The sequence below is a fragment of the Trichocoleus sp. AS-A1 genome (assembly GCF_039962015.1).
GTDB lineage: Bacteria > Cyanobacteriota > Cyanobacteriia > Cyanobacteriales > FACHB-T130 > FACHB-T130.
Window position 1 is genome coordinate 1 of the sequence record NZ_JAMPKG010000033.1, and the last position, 18592, is coordinate 18592.

Sequence of the window (18592 nt, forward strand, 5' to 3'; positions counted from 1 at the left end):
TATGGGAAATACTTTGTGAGGTAAGGATTGCAAATCGCCTTGCTTGAACTGTTGCGCGAGTTCCTCAAACATGGATGGGACTAATTCTGGAGTTTGTCGCCTGATTTCACCTAAATCGAAGGGAAAATAGGAAACATCCGGTCTCACTTCGCACACCTGTTGTTCATCCCAGATGCCAATTTTGCCAATTTCGATAAACCGACCGTTTTGACCCAAAACCTCAAAATTTTTGGCAATAAATTCGCCGTTTAAACTGTTGAGAATAACATCCACACCCTGTCCGTTTGTGAGACTCTTTATCTCATCGACAAAATCTAAACTGCGGGAGTTCATCACGTATTTGACTCCCATTGCTTTGAGGAATTCCCACTTACTCGGACTCGCGGTTGCAAAAACTTCCGCCCCAGCTTTTTGAGCTAATTGAACTGCTGCTTGACCGACACCTCCAGCGGCGGCGTGAATCAAAATGCGATCGCCCGATCTGATTTTCGCTAGATGATGCAACCCATAGTAAGCCGTTAAAAAAGCAAGGGGAATGGTTGCGGCTTCTGCAAAAGTTAAATTATCTGGTTTTGGAACGATAAATTGAGCCGGAATCGTGACAAAACTTGCGATCGCATTATGCACCTGCATCACCGCCATCACTTCATCGCCAACGCGATAGTTTTTCACCCCTTCTCCCACAGCAACTATCTTTCCCGCACATTCAAATCCAAAGCTCATCTCGCTGGCAGAAGTAATACCCAAATGCTGTGCGTAATATTCTTTGAGCATTCCTAACGCATTCAGCACGTCTCGAAAATTCAGTCCTGTGGCGCAGACTTGAATTTCCACCTCTCCCGCTGCTGGCGATCGCCGCTGCATTGGCATTAAGGTAAGATTTTCTAAACTGCCGTAGTTAGATGTTTTCAGTTGTACGGGTTCTTGAGATTTACTAACAGCTTCGACTTTCTGAGAACGTCGTATCAATCTGGCAACGTGACGGACTCCCTGACGATAAGTAATCTGATTTTCTGAATCTGGGAAAAGCGTTTCATTCAGCAGAATATCGATTTCACCTTCTGCAAGCGGTAAGTCAAGACAAGTGCAGTGCAATTCCGGATGCTCCATTGCAATGACGCGCCCTAATCCCCATAAGGGTGCTTGTTGTACTTGCAAAGGAACGGATGCAGGTTGTACGGGTTGAGTTTCTTGAGTGACTAACCACAAGCGAGGAACCGTTGACCATCCCGTTTGAGTTAAACTCTGAACGAGATGCAGCACGCTACCACAATTCACGACTTGGTTATCTTGTAAAGCAGTTACAGAGTTGATGTCTGTCTTTTCCAAACTCCATAAATGAACGATTCCTCGACAAGGAGATTGATTCTCAAGAGCGATATCCTGTAACAAATGTTGGAAGTCTTCTAGTTTGAATGGATTGATGCGATACTTTCCATCTCCAACTTTTTCGTAACCACTCCCTGGAGACACCAGAATGCAATTCGCACCCAATTCTTCGAGTTGTTGCGATAACTTTAATCCAATTCCGTTTGTATCGGTAAAAATCAGCCAATTGCCTGGTGTCTCAATATTGTTCGGATAAAGCGAACCTAGCCCCCCAACGCCACTTGCTACAAGGGAAGGAGGAGAATTTAAAGCCTGTCTCCTTGAAGGAGAAAGGTTCGGAGAGAAGTTTTCCAGATCGCGTGGTTGTGTTTTCCATACAAACTCATACAGCCAATCGCTGGTATCCTTCTTTCGGAGACGACGTAACAACACTTGACGATTCGTTCTCCGAGACTGCCGACCGATTACTTCGGCAATGACTTCTCCATTTTCATCAAATAGAATTAAATCTCCAAGGGTGCTTCCGTCTGGCGAGGCATCATTTCGCTTTTTAGCATGACACCATAGATGAGTAAACCGACTGGGACGCTTGTAAAACTTGAAGCGCTCGATGTGAAAGGGAATATAAATATAATCGCTGTTTTCTAGTTCTTTAAACCATAAAATCGCTAGAGTTTGAAAACAAGAATCAATTAAACCCGGATAAAACTGGTATCCGCTCAAAATATCATCTGGCAACTGAGGAATTTGCATCTTTGCTAAAGCATCTTCCTTTCCCAGCCAAATTGTTTCTATCCATTGAAATGAAGCTGCCCAGTTGTAACCCATTTCGATAGAGTTTGCGTAAAATTCCGAGCCAGAAATCTCCTGTTGACACCGCTGCCGAATTTCTTGCCAATTCACTGATTCAGAAGCTGTCACTGTCATTGATTGGGAGTAGCATACTTTTCCAGTTGCGTGTAGACTCCAGGAATTAGCATCGTTTTGATCGGCTCCTTTTTTGAGGCTCGCTAATTGGAAAGTAGTTTCTTCAAATTGAGAATTCAGTACCAATTGAACGAGCTGGCTACCTTCTTCAGATAAAAGCAAAGGATTTGGAATATATAAGTCTTTAATCTCGCAAGATTCTGCGCTAAAAGCTTCCTTAACCGCCGAACAAACCATTGAAATATGAGATGCGGCAGCAACTACTACTGCCCCATAAATTTTGTGATCCTTGGCATAGAAAGGTGAGTTGGGGCTAAATCGAGACTCAAAGCGGATTTCTTGAGAAAATGGCAATCGCAGACGTTGACCGAGTAGAAGATGGTATTGATTGTCTAGAGAAGGTTGAGAAGTTGCAGTTGCCTCTTTTTCTTCTTTATGAGGAGGTTCCATCCAAAAGCGTTTTTTCTGCCAGGGATAGGTTGGTAACGCGACTTTACGACGTACATAATCCCGGTCAAAACCCAACCAATCTACTTTAATTCCACGCCCGTATAATTCGCCTATACTTTGCAATATTTGCTGCCAATCTTGTTGCTCCTGCTGTAAGCTCTTAAGCCAGAGACAAGGAGAATCTGCATCAAAATTTGGGATACATTGGCGACCCATTCCTAACAGAATTGGTTTTGGTCCTAATTCGAGGAATATTTCATAGCCTTGTTGATGAAGTGTTTCCATACTTGTTGCAAATTTTACGGGTTTGCGGATATGACAACACCAATATTCCGGCGTGGCGATTTCAGCAGTCGCCTGGGTTCCCGTGACGTTAGAAATTAAAGCAATTTGCGGTTCGGAGTAAGTCACTTGTTTGGCAAGTTGCTCAAAATCCGCTAGCATCGGTTCCATCAAGGGGGAGTGAAAGGCGTGAGAAACTTGTAAATATTTTGTTTTTAATCCTTGAGTCTCTAAAGTGGCACAGATAGTTTCTATGGCTTGGTTGTAACCGGAAATTACAATACTTTGTGGGCCATTAATAGCAGCGATCGCTACTTCGGCTTTATAAGGTTCAATTGCCGCTAATACTTGTGCCTCTGTCGCTAGAACTGCTAACATTTTGCCATTCGGAGGTAGAGCCTGCATCAGTCGTCCCCGTGCGGCTATGAGCTTTAAGGCATCGTCTAAGCTGAATACTCCGGCAACGCAAGCAGCAACATATTCACCTACGCTATGACCCATTACTGCATCGGGAATAATGCCCCAAGATTTCCATAATTCAGCTAAGGCATATTCCAAAGCAAATAAGGCGGGTTGAGTGTAAGCAGTTTCGTCGATTTTAGATGGGTTACTATCCGATTCTGGATACAGAATAGAAAGCAAGGATACATCCAAAGAAGGTCGCAAAATTTTATCGCAACGGTCAAGGGTCTGACGGAAAGTAGGTTGGGTTTCGTAGAGTTGCCGTCCCATGTTGATATATTGGGAACCCTGACCTGTGAATAAAAATGCAATTTTGGGAGATTTACCGTGTACTTGTGCGTGTGTCAGTCCGCTAGTTTCTTCCCCTTTTACAAAAGCCCCTAGCTGTTCTTGTAACTGCACAATTGATTCAGTAACTACCGCTAAACGATGGCTAAAGTGAGTGCGTCCGCTATTAGCTGAAAAACAGATATTAGCTAGGTCTTCTGTTGGCTCTTTGATTAAAAGTTCCTGATAATGTTGTGCTAATTCTCGCAGCGCACTTTCAGATTTAGCAGAGAGAGCCAAAAGATGGGAGGAGCGCTCTATTGTTGCTAACGGAAATTTAGAATTAGTAGGTGCTTCTTCTAAAATGATATGAGCGTTCGTACCGCCAACTCCAAAAGAATTAACCGCCGCACGGCGGGGAGTGCCGTTAGTTTTCCATTCAGACAACTGGGTATTGACATAAAAAGGGCTATTGGCAAAGTCAATACTGGGATTGGGCTGTTCAAAGTGGAGACTGGGCGGGATTAATTTGTGTTTAAGAGTCAGCACAGCTTTAATAAGTCCCGCTACACCGCTGGCAAAAATCAGATGTCCGATATTGGTCTTGACCGAACCAATCGCACAGTATTGTTTTTTTTGTGTTTTGGCTGCAAAAACTTTAGTTAATCCGGCAATTTCGAGCGGATCTCCCAGTGCCGTTCCCGTACCGTGTGCTTCAACATAAGTAATGGTTTCGGGGTCAACTCCGGCTAATTCCTGAGCCTTGGAAATCGCTGCGGCTTGACCGTCAATACTAGGTGCTGTAAAGCTTTCTTTCACAGAACCATCATTATTAATTGCTGAAGCTTTGATTACAGCATGAATGCAATCTCCATCGGCAAGTGCTTCACTGAGTCGCTTTAAAAGGACAATTCCCACTCCATCACCATAAAAAGTTCCCTCTGCTTTAGCATCAAAAGCACGACAATGACCGTCGGGAGAAAATATCATCCCCGGTCGATAAACATAACCAATTTTTTGATGAACTCGGACATTCACTCCACCCGCTAGCGCCATATCGCATTCGTTATTGAGCAAACTTTGGCAAGCTAGGTGAACCGCGACCAAGGAAGTCGAACAGGCAGTTTGAACGTTAATTGCTGGCCCTTTTAAGTTGAGTTTGTAAGCCACCCGCGTTGGTAAACTATCGTGGGCGTTTGGTAATCTAATATGCCAAAGCTGGGTAAATTGCTGAATTTCTGAAGGGTTAAGGTGGGGATAAATGTTGTTTAACAAGTAACTGCTTAAACCTGCACCTGCGTAAACGCCAATCGCACCTGGATAAGATTCTGGCGCATAACCAGCACTTTCGATGGCTTCCCAAGCGTGTTCTAGAATTAGTCGCTGTTGCGGGTCTGTTAGGGTGGCTTCGCGATCGCTCATCCCAAAGAAAGCTGCGTCAAACAGGTCAATATCTTCTACAAAGGCGTTGGCTTTGACGTAATTGGGTTCGCTCAAAAATGTTGGGTCTACTCCTGCGTCGAGGAGTTCCTCCTCGGTGAAATGGGAAACAGATTCCACCCCATTTTTAAGATTTTCCCAGAATTCATCAATATTTTTGGCTCCTGGGAAGCGACCCGACATTCCGATAATAGCGATGGCATTGCGATCGCCTTTGGCACTGCGCTCCGCGCAATCACTTGGCTGGAATAACTGTGGTTTTTCTAACATTTTTTATATTAGTAGTAATTTTAAATTTGAATACTGATTTTTTGAAATTAATCTGAATTAACTTGTATCAACACAATCAAATCATACTAAGTTAAGACTTTTAATTCTAAGTGCGATCGCAAGCAGGTGCAAACATACTGTATCTCTTCTGGTGTAAGACCAAAATAAGAAGGTAAATTGATGCCGCGTTGATAAACTTTATGAGCAACAGGCGTTACATTTTGGGTTTGCTGATACATTGGCATATCTGAAACCGGGTAAAAGTAAGGTCTAGTCTCTATTCCCTTCAGTTCTAAAGCTTTCAGGAGAGTATTTCGTTCTGCTTCTGTGTATTCCTTTATTTCAAGGCAGACAAGCCAGTAAACATTGCGGGCATAATTAGCAGTAAAATTTAGCTTTATACCTGGAATATCTGACAAGTAATCTTTGTAGAGTTTAAAGATATTAATTTTACTCTCAATTAATTCATCTATTCTGTGAAGTTGAGCCAGACCTAAAGCTGCTTGTAGATTGGTCATACGATAGTTAAAACCAATCTCGTCATGCCAGTATCTTTTTACGGTACTCATTGCCTGGTCTCGCAAATACTTTGCTCTATGATAGAATGCTTCATCATTTGTGGTTATCATTCCTCCTTCTCCACAACTCACAATTTTGTTACCATAAAAACTAAAGATGCCGCAATCAGCTAAAGAGCCTGTTTTTTGTCCTGCTATTTCAGCTCCATGAGCTTCAGCCGCATCCTCTAGCACTAATAGATTATATTTTTTAGCCAGTCGATTGATCTCAATCGTATTCGCAGGATGTCCATAAAGATGAACTGGAATTATAGCTTTAGTCTTTTCTGTTATTGATTTTTCAATTTGAATTGGGTCAATACAGAGGGTGTCTTCTTCTATATCAATCGATACAACTTTAGCACCTGTATAAGCCACAGCATTAGCAGTTGCAATAAATGTTAAATCCGGGATAATAACTTCATCTCCTGCTTTAATTCCATAACTTGCAAGGGCAAGATGGATTGCTGTAGTACCGCTGGAAGTTGTTAAGGCGTATTTCGTGCCACAGTATTCAGCAAAGCTTGCCTCAAATTCGTTAATATAGCCGCCTTGAGAGGATATCCAACCCGATTTTATAGCATTATTAACATAGTCAATTTCTAATTGTGTGATTGATGGTTTTGATAGAGGTATAACTTTTTCCATGAATTTTATAGAATAGGTTTATTTGCTTAGGTAAGATGCAAATACTTTAGTGTTTTGTACAATATTATGATTTTCATACCAGGTAGATGAATTATTCACCACAGTTTGAAGCTGTGTTAAAGACAAATTTTTTAAAGAGGGATTGGGTACTAAATAATGCTTGTGCATTTCTAAACCATCGGCTTCTGAAGGGTTATAGCAAGAACAAATTGGAACTAATCCATGAGCGCAAAAAGCAGCAAAAACGCTCGATTTACCCAAATCTCCAGGGAAACGGCTATAGTCTATAAAACCTGCTAAAGAATTTAACAACAATTGTCTGACGGCTTCAGCAGGCTGAAAACCCATCTGCACTAAACGTACCCCCGGAAAGTTAGAGGGTTGTAAATTGAGAGATTTACCAATATCGCAAATTTCTTCGATACCTAAAGCATGGCAACTATAAAGGAGCGCTTTCAGGTGATTTTGGTAAACGCGGGAGCGATCGCTCCCACCAAAGACAATGATTCTACGACTGCGATCGCTTAAAGGTGGAATCCGCTCGTCGGGTTCGCCAATCGTTGAAAAATCAGGGATACAGGTAACAGGTTGCTTTAACCATCGAGAAAGAATCGCTTGAAATCGAGCGCTATCTGTTAAAACTGTAGTCGCAACTTTAACAAGGCGACGAGACACAAGACTCTGAATCGGGTTTAAAAAATTTAGCTTTTTAAATTTAAAAAATGGTAATTCATGAAACATGACAATTAATTTAATATTACGCTGCCTTACTGCCGTTGCCAAAGCTGTTGGTAGCCAAAAGGGAGCCTCAATTTTTCCCTGTATATAAGGATAGTTACTGTAATGTAAAATTATTCCCTCTATATTTCCGGGTAATACTGATAACAGCGCTTTTGGAGTATGGGCAGGTATAACAGTGGCGGCAAATCCTTCAATGATGGGTTCTATCTCGATATCTGGTTGGAAAACCAAAAACTGAGTGACGATTCCATGACCTTTTAATAGTTGGCTGGCTAGTCTGATTGAATAATCCCCCACTCCATCTGTATAAGGGGGGAGTCGGGGTACTATTTGAACAATTTTCATTTTATTTTTTTACTGATTTTTCTACTTTTGCGTTCTGTGCTTTATCTAAGGCACTTTTCACTTCTTGAACTAGAAATGGCATCGATGCTGCATTAAATAAATTACCAAAGATTCCAGGTATCTCATGAATTTCAACACCTGCCGCAGCCAGGTCTTCCCAACCTAACTTTTCACCAAAATACCATTCTAATTTTTGCTTTTTTGCTCTGAAAAGAAGCAGGCAGCCTGGGTAAACTTGAGGGCTATATTTAGCCTTAGCTTCTCGATTCATCTTTTCAGCTTGTAAATAGCGTACTTCGTAGGGGATAAATTTATCAGTATTTTGGGGGTTCGCTGAATTTTGATGAATTGGCTGAGGTTGGCTATTGTTACGTTTTTTAGTCGTTGAAGATTTGGATTTAGTCAGTTTTGACTCTACCTTTTTTTGCACCCAATCCGTCAAGTAAGTTAATTGACCAATTAAATTGGCCTGCTTCAGTTTATCAGCATGATAATAGAAGGTTTTGTAAATTAAAAAATCTAAATGGTAGTACAACGCCCTAAGTCCTAAAAATAGGTTATTATTGGGCATTGTTTTAGGTGCGTAAGCATCGACCAAGGCTAGCATTGACACTTCCTCGCCTTGAGCCTTAAGCTGTTGGGCTATCTCGAAAGCGATCGTACCGCCAAAACAATGACCTCCGATAAAATAAGGGCCATTGGGTTGAATAGACTGTATTTCTTTAATGCAGATAGACGCTATTTCTTCAACAGAATTTTGGAAAGTTGCTTTTCCATTCAGTGCCGGAAGTTGCAAACCGTAAAAGGGGCGATCGCTCAGCAATTGGCGACCAAATCCAGCCCAAGTCATCGCCTCCGCAGCACCACCGTGGAAGAAGAAAGGCGGTTGAGAACCTTCTGGTTTAATTGGCACCAAACTTAACCAAGGCGTTGACCATCCTTCTTGAGAAATTATATGAGCTAATTTTTCAACCGTTGGGGCTTTAAAAAGAGTGGCAATCGGAATATCTGCACCAATTATTTTATTAATTTGGCTAAACAATTCTATAGCAACTAGAGAGTGTCCTCCTAACTCAAAGAAATTATCGCGGATGCCTATCGGCTGAACTCCTAAAACTTTTTCCCAAATTTTTACTAACCGCAACTCTAAATCATTTTTAGGAGCAACAAAGCTTTCTACTGACTCCTGTTCAATTAAATTGGGTGCAGGTAAAGCGCGTCGGTCAATTTTGCCGTTGGGAGTCAAAGGTAAGGCGTCTAATATGACAAATGCTGCCGGAACCATATAGTTAGGCAACCTATCTTGCAGGAAGCTGCGTAATTCCGTAGCAGCGGGAATTAACCCTGGATGAGGAACTACATAAGCGATTAGACGCTTGTCGCTAGAGGATTCTTTAGAGGCCGTTACGACGGTTTCTTTAACAGATGGATGTTGAGCTAGAGTGGCTTCAATTTCGCCTAGTTCGATGCGGAATCCGCGAATTTTGACTTGAAAATCTCTCCGACCCAAAAATTCTAGATTGCCATCTGTTCTTAAACGACCCAAATCTCCGGTGCGATAAATACGGCACTTTCCTCCTTGAGGATCGGGTAAAAATGCTGCTTGCGTTAGTTCTGGTTTTTGCCAGTAACCTAAAGCAATGTGTTTGCTTTTGATAGCTATTTCCCCATAAATTTCCGCATTATTTCCAGCGCGATCGAGCAATAAAATCTCGGTATCTTCTACTGGATATCCTACAGGAACGAGATTTCCTATTTCGGCATTTTCCTTGTTTATAAAATATTGAATGGTAACAGTCGATTCTGTCGGGCCTAAACCATTAACGAAGATGCAGTTTTGGGAGAAATATCTTTGATATAATGCTACATCTTGTTTAACGACTTCTTCTCCCCCTAAAACTACTAACCGAACCTTCGGTAAAGCTGATTCTTCTTGCGGCGCGGGTAGGGTGGCGAGAAAGTATCGATAGACAGTGGGAGTTGAGTGATAAATGGTAATTTCTTGTTGCTTTAATCTCTCGGAAAAATTGTTTAGATTTTCTTCTTTGATGTCGAGCGGATATAGAGTCGCCCCATTTAACAAGGCTCCAAAAATATCCATAATCGCCGCATCAAAGCTGTAAGATGAGAGCAAAGTAAGTCGATCGCTAGGAGCAATGTGGAGATCATTTGTGTAGTTTCTGATGAAATGCAGAACGTTGCGATGGTTTTGGACGACTCCTTTAGGTTGTCCAGTAGAACCGGAAGTATAGAGAATATAAGCTAAGGTATCTGGTGCAATTGTTATTTGCACTTCGTTTTCAGTTTGGCTGAAGTCAATTTCATCGAGATTGATGAGGGGGATGCTCCCTTGGGTTAATTCTTCAGCTAAAGCCAAATTTTTACTGTTGCTTAGAAGTGCGGTAGCTTGGCAATCTTCCAGGATATAGTTCAGTCTGAGTTTAGGATAATTTGGGTCGAGAGGAACATAAGTTTTGCCCGCCTTTAGCACCCCCAAAATAGCAGCGATCGCCCAAGCATCATGTTCCAATAACAGAGCAATTTTTTCAGAAGTGCTGCCATAAAGTTGCAGGATAGATTGAGCGATCGCATTCGCTTTATCATTTAAGGTGTTATAAGTCCACTGATGTTTTTCAGTCCAAACTGCAATATTGTGTGGATATTTCCTCACCTGTTCTTCAAAGCGATCGGGAATAGATTGCTCAATGGCAGATTTAGGAAACTCTGTATAGGGTTGAGACGGACAGACAATATTTTTACTAGCTTGCAGTCTTTGCCGCTCTATTAGACTCAATAAAGACAGATTACCAATAGGTTGTTCTGGAGCGGTGATAATACTTTCTAATAAAGTTTGAAAACGCTCTTTCATCAGCGCGATCGTTTCCGCTCTGAACAAGTTACGATTGTACACCCATTCAATATTAATTCCGTCTGTATACTCCTGTACGTACAGGCTTAAGTCGAACTTCGTTAAGCGTTCTGGAAAGGACAATACCTCAAGGTCTAAGTTTGCCATTTTTAGGGTTCTATTCCCTAAATTGAGCATATTGAACCACACCTGAAAGATAGGCGTATAGCTCAAACTTCTTTGCGGTTGGAGTTGTTCGACTAACTTTTCAAACTGTAAATCTTGATGAGCGTAAGCTCCTAATGCCACCTCCCGCAATTGATTTAGTAAATTACGAAAATTGAAATTTTCTTCTAACTGAGTTCGCAATACAATCGTATTGATAAAAAATCCGATTACTCCCTCAATATCTCGACGATTTCGACCTGCTACAGGACTGCCAACAACAATATCTTCCTGCCCGGTATAGCGGTAAAGTAGAATTTTAAAAGCCGCTAATAAGGTCATAAACAGCGTCGCATTTTCCTGCTGGCTTAAAGTCTTGAGGCAATGCGAAAGTGTTTTAGGTAACAATTGAGATTCGCTAGCCCCTTGGAAAATTTGAACGGCAGGACGGGGATAGTCAAAGGGTAATTCCAAAACGGGGGGAACGCCTGCTAGCTGCTGTTTCCAATAAGCTAATTGAGTTTCAAGTATCTTGCCTTGCAACTGCTGTCGCTGCCAAAAAGCAAAATCAGCATATTGAACGGGTAGTTCTGGTAACTGGCAGGAATTTCCGCTGATGAAGGCTTCATAAAAACTCGATATTTCTCGAAAGAATATCCCCATTGACCAACCATCAGCAATAATATGATGTATTGTCAACAGCAAAACATGGGATTCTTCACTCAACCGTAGCAGAGAAACTCGCAGTAAGGGAGCGATGTTTAAATCAAAGGGGCGTTGTGCTTCTTCCTTGGCTAAGTCTTGAATTTGAGTTGATTGTTCTTGAGCGGTTAATTCTTGTAAGTTGATAACGGGTAAAGTAAAAATAATTTCTGGTTCGATTACCTGAATTGCAGAACCTTCAATTGCCTGAAAACGAGTCCGCAAAGTTTCGTGACGCTTAATAATAGCTTGGAATGCTTGCTCTAAAGCCGTGATGTTAACTCTTCCTTTTAAATGCAGCGCTCTGGAAATTTTGTAAGCGGTTCTTGCTCCTTCTATTTGCTCTAACAACCACAGTCTGACTTGTACAAAAGATAGGGGGATGTCTCTATCTCTAGGGATTGATGAAATAGTCTCTTCCAGTGGTACTTGAGCTTCTCGATCGAGATTTTCTGCGAGTTCGGCTACCGTTGGTTTTTCAAACAAAGAACGTAGGGGCAAATCCAACTCAAAAGCTTGGCGGATGCGAGATATAATTTGAGTTGCTAATAGAGAATGCCCCCCCAGTTCAAAAAAGTTATCGTAGATTCCGACTCGAACACCTAACAATTCGCTCCAAATATTGACTAAGATTTCTTCTGTTAAATTTCGGGGTGAAACAAAGTTAGTTGAAACTGTCTCCTCAATATTTGGAGCGGGTAAAGCACGGCGGTCGATTTTGCCATTAGGAGTTAAAGGAATGGCATCCAAAAACACAAAGGCGCTAGGAATTGCGTATTCTGGCAGTTTGGTTTGCACAAAACTTCGCAATTCCTTAACTGTTGGTTTTGGCTCTGAATGGGAAACTAAATAACCCACTAAGTATTTGTTTCCTAATTGGTCTTCTCTGGCAATAACGGCTGTTTGTGCGATCCCTGGATGTTGGCTAATTACGGCGGCAATTTCTTGGGGTTCGATGCGAATTCCCCGAATCTTCACTTGCTCGTCTATTCGACCTAGAATTTCCAGCAATTCATCTGGGCGATAGCGTCCGCGATCGCCCGTATAATAAACTAAATCTTGTTCGTCGTCGCGATAGGGATTTTTGACAAATCGTTTCTGAGTTTCTGTAGGATCGTTAATATAACCTAAACTGCGAAATGGCGTCCGCAGCACAATTTCACCGGGTTCTCCAATGCTGCACAATTGGTTATTTTCAGCCAAAATTAATGCTTGAGTTTCCGGCAGCGGCGAACCTATCGGTTGAATTTCAGCCGACATTTTCTCAGGCACAATATAGAAGCACTTCGCTAAAGTTGTCTCCGTTGGACCATAAAAATTAACGATGTTACCCGATTCCGGAAAAGCTTCTCGCCAAAGGCTTACCAAGGTTTCTGTCAGCGGTTCTCCGGCAAAGAATACCCAACGTAAAGCTTTTAAAGAAACACCTGCGGGTTTACCGATTAACCAAGATTGTGCCAAGGTTGGAACGGTGTGAAGTAGAGAAATTTGCTCTCGCTCCAACCAAGGTAAAATAAAGTTTCCGTTTAGGTCAAATCCAACAGGAGGTAAACAAAGAGTTGCGCCATTAACTAAAGGCAGAAAAATATCTCTGAGGATAACATCAAAGGATAATCCTGTTAATTGACCGACTCGATCCGTCGATGCGATTGCAAATGTTTCGCTTTGCCAATGGAGAAAATGGGCCAATCCTTTGTGACAACCTAATACACCTTTGGGAACGCCAGTCGTCCCAGAAGTGAAGAAAATATAAGCAGCATCGTCAGGGAATAGATTAGGTAAATTAGTTGAATTTTTTGAAGGTTCTAAATCGAGAATTTCTCCTGTCTCTGGATTAATTCTGATACAAGGTAAAGATTCTGCTAAATCTGCTGGCGGATGCTGAGTGCCAACGGAGATTAAATATTTTGCTTTGGCTTCAGCTAGCATCAGTTGCTGCCGTTGTCGAGGCAAGTTGGGGTCGAGTGTCAGGAGTACGCCGCCACTGATAAAAACTGCGATCGCGCTGGCAATTAGACCAAAACTTCTGATACCGTATACTGCTACGACTTCTCCCTTTTTAAGTCCTTGGCTTAATAAAATTTGTGCTAAAGAATGAGCAATTTGGGATAATTCGCTATAAGATAGAATGCGATCGCCTTGGCAAATCGCTGGATGTTCTGGCGTTTGCTTCACCCAGTTAACAAATCGATTCGTAACTAATTTATAATCCGGCTGTCCTAAAACAGCAGTGGGATCGGGAGATCCAAGCGGTAATGGCGGACGGGGTAAATCCGAAATGGCTTGGTTCGGATTAGTTGCAATGCCTTCCAGCAAAGCTTGAAAATGCCCTCCCATTCGAGCGATCGTTTCCTTCTCGAACAAATCCCCGTTGTACACCCAATCCAGTCTTATCCCTTCAGCTTGCTCCCGCACATATAAAGTTAGATCGAACTTAGATGCAGCTTCCGAACTCGGAATAAATTCTACTGCGAGTCCTGGCATTTGCATTGCCTGGAACTCTAAATTAACCATATTAAATAACACTTGAAATAGGGGATTGTAGCTCAAACTTCGTTCCGGTTGCAGTTCTTCTACTAACTTCTCGAAAGGCATCTCCTGATGCTGATATGCCCCCAATGTTACCTCCCTGACTCGACCCAAAAGTTCTCTATAACTAGGATTCCCATCCAACTGAGTGCGAAGCACAACAGTATTGAGAAAAAAGCCAATTAAACCTTCGAGTTCGGGACGATTGCGACCTGCGACAGGAGTGCCAACTACAATATCTTGCGAGCCGCTATAACGATAGAGTAAGACCTTGAAAGCCGTTAATAGGGTCATAAAAAGCGTGACCCCTTCGCCTTGGCTTAAAGTTTTGAGTGCTTCGCTGATACTTTTATCAAGCTGTTGCGATTGCTTAGCGCCACTGAAAGTTTGAACCGCGGGTCTTGGGCGATCGATCGGCAATTCTAATAAAGGCGGTACGCCGTCGAGCTGTCGTTTCCAGTAAAAAACTTGTTCATCAAAAACTTTTCCTGCCTGCCATTCTCGTTGCCAGTCAGCAAAATCAACGTATTGGATCGGCAAATTGGGTAGTGATGAATAATTACCTTTAGAAAAGTCCGAATAAAGAATTGTAAGTTCTCGATACAGCAAGTTTAGCGACCAACCATCAGAGATAATGTGATGCAGGGTTAATAGTAAAATATGTTCTTTTTCGCCTAAACAAAGTATAGTTACTCGAATTAATGAATCGTTTTCTAGATCGAAGGCTTGTAAACGTTCGTTGTCAATTAACTTTTGTAATTCAATAACACGTTTGTTTCCGGAATACTTCCGTAAATCTACTAGGTTTAAGCAGAAATTAGCTCGATCTCGAACGATAGCGATCGGGCTACCATCGCAGGAAGAAAAGTTAGTGCGTAGAACTTCGTGACGCTCGACGATTGACTTTAAAGCTTGCTCTAGGGCAGTTACGTTTAGCTGACCTTGCAAACGCAACGCCATCGGCACATTGTAGGCAGAACTTTCGCCCTCTAGCCGGTCGAGAAACCACACTCGTTGTTGGGCAAAGGATAGAGGTAAGTCTTGGTTTCTGGGAACAGGTTTGATGGACGTGGGGGCGTCTGGATTAACTTGCTGGAGAAAAGCGACAATCTCTGATTTACGCGATTTCATTTGAGCCAGCATATCTGGGGTCAGAATTCCTGGAGTAGCACTGTACCGCAAACGCTCTCCATCAATCCATAGCTTAATCTCAAGACGGCGCAGTTCCGATAAAAATTCTGTAATGGGTTTCATTATTCTTTTTCGAGATTATTCTATGAGGACTACTAATAAATTATGAATAGGTTAATGACAAAACTCCTGAATTTACTAGAGCTTATAGTATAAGATAGCCGACAGGTTCAAACAATGCCAACAGTTTTAGCTGTAACTGGTAACACTCGCTTGTTCTCCTTTTCCTCTGTGGAAAATCAATTGACTAGCAACAAGGACAATTTATTGATACCTGCTATCGATTTGAGAAACAGAAACTTCTAAACAATTTACTATTGCAAAAGTTGAAAAATTTTTATTAATATTGCAAGAGCTGAAAGAGTTTTATGGCACACTCCACGGTCAGGTATTTTCCTCTAAAAATAATATGGAGATGTTCTATTGCCTTAACTTCTTTAATCACGAATTCAGATACTAGCACCTGATGATTTAACCAGCATTGGGGCAAGTACGAAATCTTGATTCCTGTCAAAAATTCGGAGTTTATAGGTCAATTGAAGAAGTTCAATTATTCCTCAAGTAGCGATAAATTAGCGTGTAGAAGGTAACTCTAGCTTAGTGCCGCTTATCGCTAACAACGGATTCGCAGATTAAGCTCACATCTTTTACCTTTTCGGGCAGGGCATTAGGAAAGGATTCCTATATATTTCAGCTTTACAGATATATCTCGTCATTTTTCAACGCTTCAGAGTTATCAACTTGAATGGCTCCAGAAGAGCTGTTTATACATCCTCATTCGCACGTTTCTCGACTGGCGAACGCACTACGAGAAATGTGCGTATTCCGGATTGGAAGAAAATCCTCTCTCAACTCCAATCGAGGGTTCCTGAACCGCTGCCAAAAGTAGTAGGGTCATCGGTTCTGCTAGCTTCCAATCTGACCCAACGATGCCGCTGTACTTGAGAAAATCTGGGGTTAACAGGGTGGGATTGAAATTGGAAGCGATGAGGGCAATCGCAAGTTCTTCAAAAGCTGGTGTTGGTGTTGGGGTCATGGAGATATTTATTTATTCTGACGAAGATTAATTTTTACGTAATTGCATTGCTCCTGCAACGGACACTCAGCGCAGCGAGGGTTCTTAGCCGTGCAGACTGCTGCCCCAAAGTCCAGCAGCGTTAGTTCCACTTTCCCACTTCCGCTTCGGGAGCGACTTGCTCTGCCGCTTTCCAAAGCAGCTTGCAGCGCGACTTTACCCGATTGCCTTGCAACCCAAAAAATCGCTCCAAAATGCGAGCAACATTGGTATCGAGGATCGCTAGAGGCTGAGAGAAAGCATTGGCACAGATAGATCGTGCCGTGTACTTGCCAACTCCGGGCAAAGCGAACAATTGGGCTTCCGCGCTGGGGATTTTGCCTTCATATTGTTCGACAATGACCTGCACCGACTGGCACAGCCGTTCGGCTCGGAAAAAAAAGACCCAAAGGTTGCAAGAGTTGGGCAACTTCTTCTACTGGTGCTGCGGCTAAAGCCTTTAGGGTGGGATATCGAGAGATAAAAACGTTGTAAACGGGAGCTGCTGTCGAGGCTCCAGTCTTTTGCAGTAAAAACTCGGCAACGAAGATGGCGTAGGGATCGCTCGTGCGCCGCCAGGGGAAATCCCGCAAGTTCTGCTCTGCCCAAGCTGCGAGTTGGCGGCGAAGCCACTGAAGTTCTGGGGGTTTAACGTGTTTGACCAGGTTTTCCTCAATCTGAGAGATAGTGACCGTCATAGCAGTTGCTTGGCTCTGATTTAGGATAAGTCAATTAGGCTTTTGCCACAGTGGATTTGCCACATAGCTTAAACTTGGTAAAATCTCAAGAAATTTCTCTGCGATCGCGTTACCCAGTTCCTTCGGCTCCAGCTTATGCAGTCCACCCCCATATACTCGACCCTCACCCATCAGTGTCTCATCATTCATCTGATTGAGAGCCTGCCACACCAACCGTAGCAACTCAGGCTTCTTCAAGAGTGCCTTCTCCAAAGCTGGTTTCGGATACAACATCAAGTAGACATTGGTTGCCGTCGCCATTGAGTGATTCAGGATAAATCGGAAGGGTCTACCTCTACTGGTGTTCTGACGCCCCATATAGGTGCAGAGGAAAGGGGAAGCAGGACGCTTTTCCTGTGAATACCAGGGAGAGCGATGCTTGCACAGATAGCGATCGCTAATTCCATTCTCTACTCCCATCTGGAGATATTTCCAAAGCGACGGATACTTGGCTTTCACCTCGTATAAAGGCAAGTTGCACGTCAGTAGGAATAGCTTGCTTTCCAAAATTGGATTACCAACACTATCAGCTTCAATCTCATCAACTGATAAAAACCGGGGACTAGGCAGAATCGGCTTTAAGAACTCAAGAGGCAGTTGGTGAGTAGAAACTTGCTCTGGTGTCAGCACGAAGAAATGGTTAGCTCCAGTCGCCAAACCCCGTTTAATCGTGAATAAGTCTGACAATTTCAACGGCAGAAATTCGGAATTTCTGCCCTCAGAGGAAAGCGGCATTCCCTCAGTAGAGGCGGTGTCCTTAAGCTTCAACTGCTGACTATTGGAATTCCTGTTACTATACCCCAGCCCAAACTTAGTCCACTTGACCGTATGGCGTAGCACCTCCACTGAAACCAACTCTCTCACTTTTGGTGCTGTCAGACTCCCGCCATAAGTGAACTCAACAGCATGATTTACTGGTGGCAAAGCCTTCCTGAACCAAACAACTGCACTAGACACCAGTGCATCTTCAAACTGCACATCATCAGGATAAAAACGATGAACGCGCAGCAAGGTAACGCGATTGAGCAGATACTCCTTTACTTGCTGTCCATAATTCACGTCCATAAACCCACTGGGGATAAGCCACCCAGCCAGAGCATCAGAAGCCATCCAGGCATCTGAAAGACAGAGGAAGTGGCAGTAGAGTCCGGCTAACCCGCTCAGCTTTATACCGGATGTCTGCTCCGTTGTCCTTTTGAGCCGCAGCTTCTCAAGCCTGGTCAAATGATGATGTCGGACATACGGCGGGTTGCAAATGAGCAAGTTAGCTAGAGCTTCGTCAGAGTTGGGAGGTTTAGCTTGGGTGAAGTCAGCGATAGAGAGTTGTAGCGGCGTGTCACCCCAAAGCTTAATCGCTTCATTCCCGTAATGGGGGTCAATTTCGTATCCTACTGCCTCAACAATTTGTGATAGAGGAAATTGCTGCAATAATGCGGAGTAAAAGGAGCCAGTCCCAAAAGCCGGGTCAAGAAAACGAATCTTGAAGTTTGATGGTAATAGCCCTCTGGCATATTCCAGAATGTCTGTTGCCAGTGCCGTTGATGTGGCAAACTGACCAAGCTGATTTCGCTCAGTTTGGGTTTTGGCAGAATCAAGTTGCTTATTTAGCAATGCTCGTGTTAATTCAGTCGCTGACATTCCGCTTAGG

Annotated in this window: 9 protein-coding genes; all 9 read right to left on the reverse strand. The window is 42.8% G+C overall.

Features of this window, described 5'->3' with window-relative positions:
• Positions 1-5427 (reverse strand): type I polyketide synthase (locus NC994_RS21390; protein WP_190433813.1); only part of this gene is annotated, 5427 nt, incomplete at its 3' end.
• A gap of 86 nt (positions 5428-5513) precedes the next feature.
• Positions 5514-6632 (reverse strand): DegT/DnrJ/EryC1/StrS family aminotransferase, encoded by a 1119-nt coding sequence (locus NC994_RS21395; RefSeq protein WP_190430785.1) that lies wholly within the window; start codon positions 6630-6632, stop codon positions 5514-5516.
• An 18-nt stretch (positions 6633-6650) separates the two neighbouring features.
• A complete protein-coding gene (locus tag NC994_RS21400) occupies positions 6651-7718 on the reverse strand; it encodes a glycosyltransferase family 1 protein (protein ID WP_190433815.1) in 1068 nt (355 codons plus the stop codon).
• A gap of 1 nt (position 7719) precedes the next feature.
• A complete protein-coding gene (locus tag NC994_RS21405) occupies positions 7720-15216 on the reverse strand; it encodes a non-ribosomal peptide synthetase (protein WP_190433817.1) in 7497 nt (2498 codons plus the stop codon).
• Positions 15217-15958: 742 nt separating this feature from the next.
• Positions 15959-16189, reverse strand: a complete 231-nt coding sequence (locus NC994_RS21410) for a hypothetical protein (protein ID WP_190429996.1) — start codon at positions 16187-16189, stop codon at positions 15959-15961.
• 8 nt (positions 16190-16197) lie between these two features.
• Positions 16198-16320, reverse strand: coding sequence for a hypothetical protein (locus NC994_RS21415; protein ID WP_347276935.1), 123 nt, complete (start codon positions 16318-16320; stop codon positions 16198-16200).
• Complete coding sequence (locus tag NC994_RS21420) at positions 16311-16577, reverse strand: hypothetical protein (RefSeq protein ID WP_242029118.1); 267 nt, start codon at positions 16575-16577, stop codon at positions 16311-16313. The genes NC994_RS21415 and NC994_RS21420 overlap by 10 nt, the downstream gene beginning before the upstream one ends.
• The gene (locus NC994_RS21425; protein ID WP_242029119.1) at positions 16552-16905 is read right to left on the reverse strand and encodes a hypothetical protein; all 354 of its coding nucleotides are present in this window, start codon (positions 16903-16905) and stop codon (positions 16552-16554) included. Before NC994_RS21425 ends, NC994_RS21420 begins: the two co-directional genes overlap by 26 nt.
• A gap of 30 nt (positions 16906-16935) precedes the next feature.
• Entirely contained in the window at positions 16936-18582 is a 1647-nt protein-coding gene (locus tag NC994_RS21430; protein WP_190433819.1) for an SAM-dependent DNA methyltransferase, read from the reverse strand.
• Positions 18583-18592 lie beyond the last annotated feature (10 nt).

What these genes read in the sequence shown, in the direction of transcription:
- NC994_RS21395 (WP_190430785.1), bottom strand. Translation starts at nt 6,632, where the DNA reads ATGGAAAAAGTTATACCTCTATCAAAACCATCAATCACACAATTAGAA.
- NC994_RS21400 (WP_190433815.1), bottom strand. Translation starts at nt 7,718, where the DNA reads ATGAAAATTGTTCAAATAGTACCCCGACTCCCCCCTTATACAGATGGA.
- NC994_RS21405 (WP_190433817.1), bottom strand. Translation starts at nt 15,216, where the DNA reads ATGAAACCCATTACAGAATTTTTATCGGAACTGCGCCGTCTTGAGATT.
- NC994_RS21410 (WP_190429996.1), bottom strand. Translation starts at nt 16,189, where the DNA reads ATGACCCCAACACCAACACCAGCTTTTGAAGAACTTGCGATTGCCCTC.
- NC994_RS21425 (WP_242029119.1), bottom strand. Translation starts at nt 16,905, where the DNA reads ATGACGGTCACTATCTCTCAGATTGAGGAAAACCTGGTCAAACACGTT.
- NC994_RS21430 (WP_190433819.1), bottom strand. Translation starts at nt 18,582, where the DNA reads ATGTCAGCGACTGAATTAACACGAGCATTGCTAAATAAGCAACTTGAT.